This window comes from Mycobacteroides chelonae (assembly GCF_016767715.1).
GTDB lineage: Bacteria > Actinomycetota > Actinomycetes > Mycobacteriales > Mycobacteriaceae > Mycobacterium > Mycobacterium gwanakae.
This window is the reverse complement of record NZ_CP050145.1, coordinates 2,145,661-2,157,399: the sequence shown is the minus strand read 5'-3', so window position 1 is coordinate 2,157,399 and position 11,739 is coordinate 2,145,661. Positions and strand designations below refer to the sequence as shown.

The 11,739-nt window shown below is 63.7% G+C and carries 11 protein-coding genes; 3 read left to right on the top strand and 8 right to left on the bottom strand.

What is annotated here, in order from left to right:
* Positions 1 to 12 precede the first annotated feature (12 nt).
* The 8 genes from HBA99_RS10680 to metH form a co-directional block, all read right to left on the bottom strand.
* Positions 13 to 699, bottom strand: a complete 687-nt coding sequence (locus HBA99_RS10680; protein WP_057964711.1) for an NADH-quinone oxidoreductase subunit C — start codon at positions 697 to 699, stop codon at positions 13 to 15.
* Positions 696 to 1,250, bottom strand: coding sequence for a NuoB/complex I 20 kDa subunit family protein (locus HBA99_RS10675; protein WP_030095574.1), 555 nt, complete (start codon positions 1,248 to 1,250; stop codon positions 696 to 698). Before HBA99_RS10675 ends, HBA99_RS10680 begins: the two co-directional genes overlap by 4 nt.
* A 72-nt stretch (positions 1,251 to 1,322) precedes the next feature.
* On the bottom strand, positions 1,323 to 1,709 hold the full coding sequence (locus HBA99_RS10670) for an NADH-quinone oxidoreductase subunit A (protein ID WP_030095573.1): 387 nt from the start codon (positions 1,707 to 1,709) through the stop codon (positions 1,323 to 1,325).
* Between the two features lie 205 nt (positions 1,710 to 1,914).
* A complete protein-coding gene (locus HBA99_RS10665) occupies positions 1,915 to 2,310 on the bottom strand; it encodes a hypothetical protein (protein ID WP_070951070.1) in 396 nt (131 codons plus the stop codon).
* 69 nt (positions 2,311 to 2,379) lie between these two features.
* Positions 2,380 to 3,258 carry an ATP phosphoribosyltransferase gene (gene hisG / locus HBA99_RS10660; protein WP_070916169.1) on the bottom strand — a complete coding sequence of 293 codons (879 nt, stop codon included), beginning with the start codon at positions 3,256 to 3,258 and terminating at the stop codon, positions 2,380 to 2,382.
* A gap of 1 nt (position 3,259) precedes the next feature.
* Positions 3,260 to 3,541 carry a phosphoribosyl-ATP diphosphatase gene (locus HBA99_RS10655; RefSeq protein WP_005061184.1) on the bottom strand — a complete coding sequence of 94 codons (282 nt, stop codon included), beginning with the start codon at positions 3,539 to 3,541 and terminating at the stop codon, positions 3,260 to 3,262.
* 16 nt (positions 3,542 to 3,557) lie between these two features.
* Complete coding sequence (locus HBA99_RS10650; RefSeq protein ID WP_030095570.1) at positions 3,558 to 4,241, bottom strand: HAD family hydrolase; 684 nt, start codon at positions 4,239 to 4,241, stop codon at positions 3,558 to 3,560.
* Positions 4,242 to 4,287: 46 nt separating this feature from the next.
* Entirely contained in the window at positions 4,288 to 8,052 is a 3,765-nt protein-coding gene (metH, locus tag HBA99_RS10645; RefSeq protein ID WP_109494298.1) for a methionine synthase, read from the bottom strand.
* A gap of 188 nt (positions 8,053 to 8,240) precedes the next feature.
* On the opposite strand from metH, the gene HBA99_RS10640 reads away from it, so the two are divergent.
* The 3 genes from HBA99_RS10640 to HBA99_RS10630 all read left to right on the top strand — a co-directional run bounded on the left by HBA99_RS10640 (position 8,241) and on the right by HBA99_RS10630 (position 11,732).
* A complete protein-coding gene (locus HBA99_RS10640; RefSeq protein WP_371258725.1) occupies positions 8,241 to 9,194 on the top strand; it encodes a PAC2 family protein in 954 nt (317 codons plus the stop codon).
* Positions 9,195 to 9,332: 138 nt separating this feature from the next.
* Positions 9,333 to 9,980 carry a trimeric intracellular cation channel family protein gene (locus HBA99_RS10635; protein ID WP_096505702.1) on the top strand — a complete coding sequence of 216 codons (648 nt, stop codon included), beginning with the start codon at positions 9,333 to 9,335 and terminating at the stop codon, positions 9,978 to 9,980.
* Positions 9,981 to 10,022: 42 nt separating this feature from the next.
* Complete coding sequence (locus tag HBA99_RS10630; protein ID WP_070921870.1) at positions 10,023 to 11,732, top strand: amidohydrolase; 1,710 nt, start codon at positions 10,023 to 10,025, stop codon at positions 11,730 to 11,732.
* The last annotated feature ends 7 nt before the right edge of the window (positions 11,733 to 11,739 follow it).

Here is an 11,739-nt window from a genome sequence, read left to right as displayed (position 1 = left end):
GCTGCGCTGTCATTAGTTGTAGGACCTCCGCTGATCGGGCGGCGCAATGGTGGCTCCGTGGTACTCGACCGGCACACCACCGAGGGGATAGTCCTTACGCTGCGGATGACCTTCCCAGTCATCGGGCATTTCGATTCGGGTCAGCGCGGGGTGATCGTCGAAGACGATGCCGAAAAAGTCGTAGGTTTCGCGTTCATGCCAGTCGGTGGTCGGGTACACGGCGTTCAGTGACGGGACATGCGGATTACCATCAGGTACAGCCACTTCGAGCATGATCCGGCGGTTCCACGTGATCGACATGAGTGGGTAAACAGCATGCAGTTCCCGCGCGGTGTCCTCGGGGTAATGCACACCACTGACGCCCAGACAGAGCTCGAAACGCAGCTGCGGATCATCCCGCAGAGACTGGGCGACCTGCACCAGGTGTTCGGCCTTCACGTGGATCGTGAGCTGATCGCGGTAGACGACGACACTCTCGACAGCGTCCTCGTAGGTGAGGTGTTCCTGCTCCGCCAGAACCGATTCCAGCCGGTCGACCACGTGGTCGAAGTACCCGCCGTACGGACGATTCGAGCTCGCCGGCAAGGAGATCGACTGAACCAGCCCACCGTAGCCCGAGGTGTCGCCGCTGCCCCGGACTCCGAAGAGCCCATGCCGTACCCCGATGACCTCGCCTGAACTCTGATCGTCGCCCGTCACCGCAGCAGACCCTTCATCTCGATGGTCGGCGTCGCGGCAAGCGCGGCGGCCTCGGTCTCGCGGATGACTTCCTCTCGGTTGGCCCCGAGCGGCATCTGCCCGATCTTCTCGTGCAACTTCAAGATCGCATGCAGCAGCATCTCCGGACGCGGCGGGCATCCTGGAAGGTAGATATCCACGGGGACAACATGATCGACACCTTGGACAATGGCGTAGTTGTTGAACATGCCGCCGGATGATGCGCAGACCCCCATAGCAAGCACCCATTTGGGTTCGGCCATCTGGTCGTAGATCTGTCGCAACACGGGAGCCATCTTCTGACTCACCCGGCCGGCCACGATCATGAGGTCGGCCTGCCGTGGCGTCGCCGAGAAACGCTCCATGCCAAAGCGGGCAATATCGAACCGCGGCCCCGCCGTGGACATCATCTCGATGGCACAGCAGGCCAATCCAAAGGTGGCCGGCCACAACGAACCTTTGCGCACATACCCCGCCAGCGTCTCGACGGTGCTCAGCAGAAATCCGCTAGGCAGTTTTTCCTCAAGACCCATGGCTCTCCCGACAGGTGTGCTTATTCGTTATGTTGCAAGGACTTCCGCGCCGCCCCACCAATCGCACAGGGGCTAATCCCAGCTCAGGCCACCGCGCCTCCATTCGTAGGCGTACGCCACCGACACATTGACGATGAACAGGGCCATTGCGAGCAGTCCGAACAGTCCGAGGGCGCCGAAATGGACGGCCCACGGATACAAGAAGACGATCTCGATATCGAAAATGATGAACAACATGGCGGTGAGGTAGTACTTGACCGGCACCCGATGTCCGCCGGACGCGGCGCCGTGATGATCACGTCCCATCGAATGCTGGGTGGCCTCGATGCCACACTCGTAGGCCTCGAGCTTGGCCCGGTTGTATCGACGTGGACCGACGAACGATGAAATCCCAATGGAGAAAACGGCAAAGGCCACCGCAATGGCGCCGAGTACCAAGATCGGTACATACGCATCCATGGCAGACCAGCCTCCCGAATCGATCGATCGGGTCCCTGTGCTGGATCGGCAACGTTGCCGTGTCAGTGCTGTCTGTGGTCGAGGGCTGCCGACCAGTACAGATGTGACCTAACAAACACACTATCGGTTGGCGCTGGATCCATGCCACCGTTTCACGGTGTTTTGCGCAATTAAGTATCGAGTCGAAGAGCCTGGCCGGCTGACGTCAGCGGCGGGTAGCGGCAGCCGAACCGAGCAGGTCGATCACCGTCGCCGTCAGTCGCATGGGATCGATCGGCCGCGGCACCACGCCCTCGGCTCGGGACCAGCTCGCCAGCCAGCTGTCTTGCGGACGACCGGTCAGAACGACGATCGGCGGCGGAGCGTCGACCTCATCTTTGACCTGCTTGGCCACACCCAGCCCGCCGAATGGCGTCGCCTCACCATCCAGGATGGCCAAGTCGATACCGCCCGCACCCAGGCGTTCGATGACCATGGGCCCGGTGGCGACCTCGACGAACTCCAGCGGCGGCAGGGCGGAATCGGGCCGGGTGCCGATTCCCTGAATTACCTTGCGCCGGACCGTGATGTCATCGCTATAGACGAGGACGTGCAGCGCCATGGGGCCATGCTAGGCCGAGCCGACGCCGCTTGCGATGGAATCCGGGAAAGCCCAGGAAACCCGGGAGAACTAGGCGCGGAAGAACCTGACCTCGGAGGCCAAGATGGCCTTCGCGCCGATCGAGGCGAGCGCATCCATGGTGGTGTTGACCCCCTTGCGTGGGGCCAGGGCACGGACCGCCACCCACTTCTCGTCGGCCAGCGGGGCCAGCGTCGGTGATTCCAGACCGGGCGTTACCTTGAGCGCCTCATCCAGAACATCGCGCGGGCAGTCGTAGTCGAGCATCAAGTACTGCTGGCCGAACACCACACCCTGGATGCGAGTGCTCAGCTGGGTGCGAGCGGTTTGCGTTGCCGGATCGGCGTTCTCCCGCTCGATCAGTACCGCTTCCGAATCGCACAGCGACTCCCCGAAGGGCGCCAGACCATGCTGACGCAAGGTGCGGCCGGTGCCGACGATGTCGGCGATCACATCGGCCACACCCAGCTGGATGGATATCTCGACAGCACCATCCAGGCGAATGACTTCGGCCTCGATCCCCTTGGCGGCCAGATCCTTTCGGACCAGGTTGGGATAGGCAGTGGCGATCCGCTTGCCTGCGATGTCGTAAATCGTCCAGTCTCTGTCCGCGGGCGCGGCGTAGCGGAAGGTCGAACCACCGAATCCCAGCGCCAGCCGCTCGAGCACCGGGGCATCGGAGTCCATCATCAGATCGCGACCGGTGATACCAAGATCAAGCTCGCCCGAGCCGACATAGATCGCTATGTCCTTGGGCCTCAAGAAGAAGAACTCGACGTCGTTCTGCGGGTCGAGCACGGTCAGATCCTTGGCGTCGCCACGCCGCCGATAGCCCGCCTCCGACAGGATCTCCGATGCCGCCTCGCTGAGCGCCCCCTTGTTGGGGACGGCGACGCGCAGAGCCTTGGGGACGCCGTTCGTACTGGTCATGTCAGAGCTTCCGGTAGACGTCGTCAAGAGTCAGACCGCGGGCGATGAGCAGCACCTGTGCCCAATAGAGCAGCTGGCTCACCTCTTCGGCAAGCGACTCGTCGCTCTCGTGTTCGGCGGCCAGCCACACTTCACCCGCCTCTTCGAGCAGTTTCTTGCCCAGGGTGTGCACCCCCGCATCGAGGGCGGCAACGGTGCCACTCCCCTCGGGCCGGGTCTTGGCGCGATCACTGAGCTCAGCGAACAGCTCGTCGAAGGTCTTCACGGGTGGCGATTCTGTCACGACCCCGCCTGGTGAGTCATATGGGTTTGCACGCGGTGGCGGTCAGCACATCCGCGTGGGCACGCCGCAGGTCGGCCGCGGACAGACCCGACAACGTGGCGGCGTGCCTGCGCCGGTCGCCGGCGGGCACCTCGACATGGTTGGGCACCACCAGCACCACACAACCCGCCGCCTCGGCCGCGGCGGCACCGGTCGCCGAGTCCTCGATGGCCAGGCAATCGGCCGGATCTATGTCCAGCAGCGCGGCAGCCCGCAAGTACGGGTCGGGGGCCGGTTTGGTGCGCACCACCTCGTCACCGCATACGGTTCCGGAAAACCACTGTGTGCCAATGGTCTTGAGCGCCTGGTTGGTGAGTGATCTGATGGTGTTGGTCACCAGTGCCATGGGTACCTGCTCGGCGGCGAGCTGCGCGAGCATGTCCTGGGCGCCATCGCACCAGGTGAGATTGGTTTCGAAGAGCTCGCCGGTGTACTCGTGCAGCCAGTCGTTCTCGCGGGCCATCAGCTCGGGGTCCGGCTCCAGCCCGAACGCTGCGAACATCATCTTCATGGTGGCCTCGGCGGATCCGCCAAGCAGCGCGGTACGCAACTCGGGGGTCATCTCGCCGCCCAGCCTGCGGCACGTTTCGGCCATCGAGATATCCCAGAGCTTCTCCGAGTCGATGAGCGTGCCGTCCATGTCCCACAGCACCGCGCGCATGCGACCAATTCTGTCAGAGGTCGCCTGCTGCCCATGACGCCGGTGCTCAGTCCTCAGGGTTGTAGCCGAGGTTCGGGCCGAGCCAGCGCTCCGCTTCCTGCAGCGTCCAGCCCTTGCGCTTGGCATAGTCGGCGACCTGGTCCTGGGCCAACCGGCCGACCACGAAGTACTGCGACTGCGGGTGCGAGAAGTACCAGCCGCTGACCGCGGCGCCGGGCCACATCGCCATCGATTCGGTCAGCTCGATGCCGGTCCGCTTCGTGACGTCCATCAGGTCGAACAGCGTCGTCTTCTCGGTGTGTTCCGGGCAGGCCGGGTAACCGGGTGCCGGGCGGATTCCCCGGTACTTCTCGCCGATGAGTGCCTCGTTGTCCAGCTGCTCATCAGGCTGGAAGCCCCAGAACTCCTTGCGGACCCGCTGGTGCATCCGCTCGGCGAAAGCCTCGGCCAGCCGGTCGGCGACCGACTCCAGCAGGATCGCACTGTAGTCGTCCAGATCCGCCTTGAACTCCATGATCTTGTCCTGGCTGCCGAGCCCCGAGGTGACCGCGAAGGCTCCGACGTAGTCGGCCAGGCCCGTGTCCTTGGGCGCGATGTAGTCGCCCAGCGACCGGTTCGGGATGCCGTCACGGTGTTCGCCCTGCTGGCGCAGGTTGTGCAGCGTGGTGAGTACCTCCGTGCGGGAGTCGTCGGTATAGACCTCGATGTCTTCCATATTCGAGCCCACCGCATTCGCAGGGAAGAAACCGATCACCCCGTTGGCCGTCAGCCACTTCTCCTTGATCAGGGTGTCGAGCATCTGCTGGGCATCGTCATACAGCTTGCGCGCGGCCTCACCGGTGGCCGGGTTGTTGAGGATGTCGGGGAACCGGCCCTTCATCTCCCAGGCGTTGAAGAACGGCTGCCAGTCGATGTACTCGCGCAGCTCGGCGATGTCGTAGTCCAGAAACTCCCGCACCCCAATCCCTATGACGGGCACGGGTGGCGTGTATCCGTTCCACTCGATCGGTGTCCGGTTGGCTCGGGCCTTCTCCAGCGTCAGCGTCGGCCGCTCGTTCTTCTGGGCATGCCGTTCGCGAAGTGACGCGTAGTCCTTCTCGGTGGCCTCCAGCAGTCCTGGCCGCTGTTTGTCATCGAGGAGTGCCGCGGCGACCGGCACCGAGCGGGACGCGTCCTTGACCCAGACCACCGGGCCCTTGCGGCGCGGTGAAATCTTCACCGCGGTGTGGGCGCGCGAGGTGGTCGCGCCGCCGATCAGCAGCGGGATCTCCAGCCCTTCGCGTTCCATCTCGACGGCGAAGTTGGCCATTTCATCCAGCGACGGGGTGATCAGGCCGGACAACCCGATGATGTCGGCGTCATGCTCCTTCGCTGCGTCCAGGATCTTCTGCGCGGGCACCATCACACCGAGGTCGATCACTTCGAAGTTGTTGCACTGCAAAACGACTCCGACGATGTTCTTGCCGATGTCGTGGACGTCGCCCTTCACGGTCGCCATGATGATGGTGCCGTTGGTGTCCTTGGATTTGGTGGACCCAGTGGCGCCCTCGTTCTGCGCCTTTTCCTTCTCGATGAACGGCAGCAGGTACGCAACGGCCTTCTTCATCACCCGGGCCGACTTCACCACCTGTGGCAGGAACATCTTTCCCGCGCCGAAGAGGTCGCCGACGACGTTCATGCCATCCATCAATGGGCCCTCGATCACCTCGATCGGGCGGCCGCCCGCGGCGGCGATCTCAGCGCGCAACTCCTCGGTGTCGTCATCGACATGGGCGTCGATTCCCTTGACCAAAGCGTGCGTAATCCGTTCGCGCACCGGAAGACTGCGCCACTCTTGAACTGCTCGATCGTCTCCTCCGCCCGAGTTCTCCGTGCTGTTGAACCGTTCGGCGATCTCCAGGAGCCGTTCTGCCGCGTCCGCGCGACGGTTCAGGACGACGTCCTCGATGCGCTCCCGCAGCTCGGAGTCGATCGAGTCGTAGGGCACCAGTGCGCCGGCGTTGACGATGCCCATGTCCAGACCGGCCTTGATGGCGTGGAACAAAAACACCGCGTGGATAGCCTCGCGGACGGGATTGTTGCCGCGGAACGAAAACGACACGTTCGAGATACCGCCGGAGATGTGCACACCGGGCAGGTTCTCCTTGATCCAGGCGCAGGCCTCGATGAAGTCGATCCCGTACGTCGCGTGTTCCTCGATCCCCGTCGCCAGCGCGAAGCAGTTCGGATCGAAGATGATGTCCTCAGCCGGGAAACCGACCTCTTCGGTCAGAATCCGGTAGGCGCGCCCGCAGATCTCCTTACGACGCTCCAGGTTATCGGCCTGACCTGTTTCATCGAAGGCCATCACCACGACGGCGGCGCCGTACTTGCGGCACAGCTGCGCTTCGCGGACGAACTTCTCCTCGCCCTCCTTCATGGAGATCGAGTTGACGATCGGCTTGCCCTGCACGTTTTTCAGACCCGCCTCGATGACCTCCCATTTCGAGGAGTCGATCATCACCGGGACGCGGCTGATATCGGGCTCGGCCGCGATCAGCTTGGTGAACCGATCCATCGCGGCGACGCCGTCGATCATGCCCTCGTCCATGTTGATGTCGATGACCTGCGCACCGACCTCGACCTGCTGCAGGGCGACGGACAGCGCCGTGTCGTAGTCCTCGGCCTTGATCAGATTGCGGAACCGGGCGGAGCCGGTGATGTTGGTGCGCTCACCGATGTTCACGAACAGAGAGTCGTCGGTGATGTTGAGCGGCTCCAGACCCGACAGCCGGGTAGCCACCGGCACGTGCGGCAGCTGCCTCGGCGTCATGCCCTCGACAACCTTGGCGATCTCAGCGATATGCGCAGGCGCCGTCCCGCAGCACCCACCGACCAGGTTGACCAGGCCGTCCTCGGCGAACTCGGCAAGATACCCGGCCTGGCGCTCGGGGGACTCGTCGTACTCTCCGAAAGCGTTGGGCAGACCCGCGTTCGGATAGCAGGAGACGAAGGTGTCGGCGATGCGCGACATCTCAGCGATATAGGGCCGCATCTCCGGGGCGCCCAGGGCGCAGTTGAGGCCCACCGCGATGGGCCTAGCGTGCCGGATCGCGTTCCAGAATGCCTCGGTGACCTGGCCGGACAACGTTCGCCCGGACGCGTCGGTGATGGTGCCCGAGATGATGATCGGCCAGCGACGCCCGCGCTGCTCAAACAGCGTCTCCACGGCGAACACCGCTGCCTTGGCGTTCAGCGAGTCGAAGATGGTCTCCACGAGGATGATGTCGGCACCGCCGTCGACCAGGCCGTTGGCTGCTTCAAGATAGGCGGCGACCAGCTGGTCGTAGGAGACGTTGCGGGCTCCGGGATCGTTGACGTCCGGCGAAATCGACGCGGTCCGGGTGGTCGGCCCCAGCGCCCCGGCGACGTAGCGCGGCTTCGCGGGGGTGCTGTAGTCGTCGGCGGCCGCCCGTGCCAGCGCGGCACCCGCATAGTTCAGCTCGTAGCTCAGCTCTTCCATGCCGTAATCGGACAGCGACACCGCGTTCGCGTTGAAGGTATTGGTCTCGAGGATGTCCGCACCCGCCTCGAGATACTCACGGTGAATTCCCTCGATGATGTGCGGTTGCGTCAGAGTGAGCAGATCGTTATTGCCGATGAGGTCGCTCGGCCAGTCGGCGAACCGTACGCCGCGGTATCCGGCCTCGTCGGGCCTGTCGCGCTGGATCGCCGTACCCATCGCGCCGTCGATCACCAAGATCCGCTGTTCAAGAGCAGTGGTCAGCGCGTCCGTGCAGTCGGGTCGGACATTCGGCTGCAGATTGGTCACGTGCATTCCTTCCAGAGCGGAAGGCGTCCTTAACTCTGCCGAGCGTGGCGGTCACGGGCTGTGATCCGGAACCGTTGCAACGCCTCTCGACCGGATCGAGTCTACGTCGTCACTCGACGGTCGTGCGAACGCCTAGTTTGTCTGCGTGGTGTCGTGCGGGTTTTATTAGCGGCGGTCATATCAACAATGTGATCCGGCTATCCAATCCATTCTCCGCCAGCCGCAGCTCGTCCCCGTCACGCAGGGCTTACGCTGGCACCGTGACCCAGTCGGAGACCGCCCAGAACGGCCTACCCGTGCTGCGCGACCCGGTGGTGGTTGCCGCATTCGAGGGCTGGAACGACGCCGGAGATGCCGCCAGCGCTGCGTTGGAGCACCTGGATACCACCTGGCAAGCCACTCCGTTGATGACCATCGACGACGAGGATTACTACGACTACCAGGTCAATCGTCCCGTCGTACGGCTGGTCAAGGGTGTCACCCGCGAGTTGGAGTGGCCGGGCATGCATATCTCCTACTGTTCGCCACCCGGCTCGCAGCGCGACGTGGTTCTGATGCACGGTGCCGAACCGAACATGCGCTGGCGCACCTTCTGTAACCGCCTACTGGCCATCGCTGACCGTCTTAACGTCTCGACCGTAGTGATCCTGGGTGCACTATTGGCCGACACTCCACACACCCGGCCGGTGCCCGTGAGCGGTACCGCATACTCCCCCGACGCCGCCAAATTCTTCGGCCTGGAGGAGACCCGATATGAGGGACCCACCGGTATCGCCGGGGTGTTCCAGGACGCGTGTGTGAACGCCGGCATACCGGCCGTAGCCTTCTGGGCCGCAGTACCGCACTACGTATCGCAACCCCCCAATCCAAAGGCGACGGTCGCGCTGCTGCAGCGCGTCGAAGACGTGCTGGATGTCGAGGTGCCGCTCGGAGATCTGCCCGAACAGGCCGAGGAGTGGGAGCAGGCCGTCTCCGAGATGACGACCGAGGACGAAGAGATTGCCGAGTACGTCCAGTCGCTCGAGGAACGTGGCGACGCCGAGGTCGATACCACCGAGATTCTCAGCAAGATCGACGGCGACGCCCTGGCAGCCGAGTTCGAGCGATACCTGCGACGGCGAGGACCACGGTTCGGGGGCTAATTCCCAGCCGAGTTGACTTGTTAGTCATCGCATCTTGACCCGTTCTTTCGCACACGCACCGGAACGCCCCCGCACCGAATAGGATCTTGATCCGACTTCGCCTGGTGGAAGGAATCCGAGTTGACGACCGTGGCGCTGATGACGAACTCGGTCGAACTGCATTCGTTGGTGTCGATCAGCCATGTGGTCCTTGATTACCTGGGCACCTTGGCCTTTGCGATGTCGGCGGCTCTGGTCGCCGTCGAGAAGAAGTTCGACATCGTCGGGCTCGCGGTGCTTGCCATGGTGACGGCGATCGGCGGTGGGGTAATCCGTGACCTGATCATCGGACAACACCCGCCGGCGGCATTCACGAGTTTTTCCCATATCGGGATCGCGCTTGCCGCAGCGGGATTGGTTTTCCTGTGGCAGCCTCCGGCGAGGCTTACCGGCTGGCCCCTGCAAATCACCGACGCCCTGGGACTAGCGGTCTTCTGCGTGACAGGCACCGCCATCGCGGCCCATAGCGGGCTTTCCGCGCCCTCGGCCGCGCTCTTGGGTGCGCTAACCGCGATCGGAGGCGGAGTCATCCGCGACCTGCTCTCCGGCGAGACACCCATCCTGCTACGGCCGGACAGCGAGCTCTATGCCATCCCCGCCATGCTCGGCTCCAGCATCACCGCATTCCTGATCCATTTCGGTATTTACTCCGATCTCACCGGAATGGCTGCGGCGTTAGGTGCATTCGGGCTGCGCATGCTTGCCATCCGATTCCATTGGCACGCACCACAGGCCCGGAGGCGATAATCCGTGCCGGACAACGAAGACCGCAAGGAACGAGGGAGCAACATGTCTGACATCATCCTGACGGCCGCCACCGTGATCACGATGGACGATGAGCGGCCCCGCGCCGAGGCCATCGCGGTATCGGGAAACCGCATCGTCGCGGTGGGATCGCTCGCGGAATGCACCTCGGCGCTCCCCGGCGCCCCGGTGATCAGCACCGGGGCAGGCGCCCTTTTACCTGGTTTCGTTGAGCCACACGGACATCCGTTCATGAGCGGTGTCATCACCGAAGCTCCCGTGCGCTCCATCGCCCCTTGGAAGGCCCAGAGCTGGGATGACGTCGTCGCCGCGTTTCACGCGGCGCTCGCCGAGACCGATCCATCAGAACCATTGATTTTCAGCGGATTCGACGCACTCCTACACGAACACCCCGCACCCGATGCCCGTGAGCTGGACCAGATCTTCGGTGATCGCGTCGCCGCAATCACCGATAACTCCGGACATGGAATCTATTTCGGCACAGCACTCATGAAGCTACACGGCTGGGACGGAGCCCCGCCTGCAGACCCGGTGGGCGGGCATTACCAGCGCAACACCGACGGCAGTCTCAACGGACGTGGGTTCGAGGTTCCCGTACTCACCGAGGTACTGGCACCGCTGATCGCCGGAATGGGCAATCCGCTGCGTTCGGCCGCGCTGTTCTTCTCGGCGATGGCCCGCGCGGGATACACATCAGCCTCGGACATGTCCTACGACCGGCAGCTCAAGCCCGCCTACGAGGCACTCGCCGCGGCTCCTTCATGCCCACTTCGGGTCAGTCTGTGGGAGATGTCTACCACCGAAACTTATACCGAGTCAGAGGAATTCACGGTCGACGAGGATATGCTACGTAAGACCGGCGTCAAGCTGTGGACCGACGGCGCGGTGTGGGTCGGGACGGGCGCGACGTCGTTCCCCTACGTCGACTCGGATGCGACCCGCAGGGCAGCCATCGACCCGACTACCGCAGGCGGAACACGTTCGTTGAACTACTCCCGCCAGCAGCTCGATGTCATCCTGGACAAGGCCGCGCCCCTGGGTTGGCAGATGGCATTCCATTCCAACGGTGACCTTGCCGTGGAGCTGGCACTCGATGCCTATGAGGCAGCACTACAGCGACACGGCTTGCTCGGCACCGATCACCGGTGGCGGCTCGAACACGTCGGAGGCGCCACCCGCGCCCAGCTGGACCGTGCCGCCCGGCTGGGTGTACACGTCTCCATGTCGCCCTTCCAGTACTACTTCTGGGGAGATCTGTTGGACGGCCACATCTTCGACCACGAGCACGGCAGCCAGTGGCAGCCCTTCGCCGATGCGGTCGCCTCAGGGGCGTGCGTGTCGCTGCACAACGACGGATCCGTCTCACCGCCCTCTCCGTTGACAAACATCCAGACGGTGACGGCCCGGCGCACACGTGCCGGCAATGTCCATGGCGCCGAACAGGCCATCACCCTCGATGAGGCGCTGCGTGCGCAGACCATCAACGCGGCTCGCACACTGCAACGAGACCGCCTCATCGGTTCCATCGCTGTCGGCAAGCTCGCCGATTTCGTCGAACTGTCACACGATCCGTACGGAATTGATCCCGCACGACTCACCGAGGACATCAGCATCAAGGGCACCTGGGTCGGTGGCCGACGGGTGGACCTCGATACGTTTCTCGGTGCCTTCCTCGATGCCACCGACACTGACCACAGCTCCGCCCCGGTGGCCCCGATCAAGCACTGTTGCTAACTCGCTA

What these genes read in the sequence shown, in the direction of transcription:
- HBA99_RS10675 (WP_030095574.1), bottom strand. Translation starts at nt 1,250, where the DNA reads ATGGGTCTTGAGGAAAAACTGCCTAGCGGATTTCTGCTGAGCACCGTC.
- HBA99_RS10670 (WP_030095573.1), bottom strand. Translation starts at nt 1,709, where the DNA reads ATGGATGCGTATGTACCGATCTTGGTACTCGGCGCCATTGCGGTGGCC.
- HBA99_RS10665 (WP_070951070.1), bottom strand. Translation starts at nt 2,310, where the DNA reads ATGGCGCTGCACGTCCTCGTCTATAGCGATGACATCACGGTCCGGCGC.
- hisG (WP_070916169.1), bottom strand. Translation starts at nt 3,258, where the DNA reads ATGACCAGTACGAACGGCGTCCCCAAGGCTCTGCGCGTCGCCGTCCCC.
- HBA99_RS10650 (WP_030095570.1), bottom strand. Translation starts at nt 4,241, where the DNA reads ATGCGCGCGGTGCTGTGGGACATGGACGGCACGCTCATCGACTCGGAG.
- HBA99_RS10635 (WP_096505702.1), top strand. Translation starts at nt 9,333, where the DNA reads ATGACGAACTCGGTCGAACTGCATTCGTTGGTGTCGATCAGCCATGTG.
- HBA99_RS10630 (WP_070921870.1), top strand. Translation starts at nt 10,023, where the DNA reads ATGTCTGACATCATCCTGACGGCCGCCACCGTGATCACGATGGACGAT.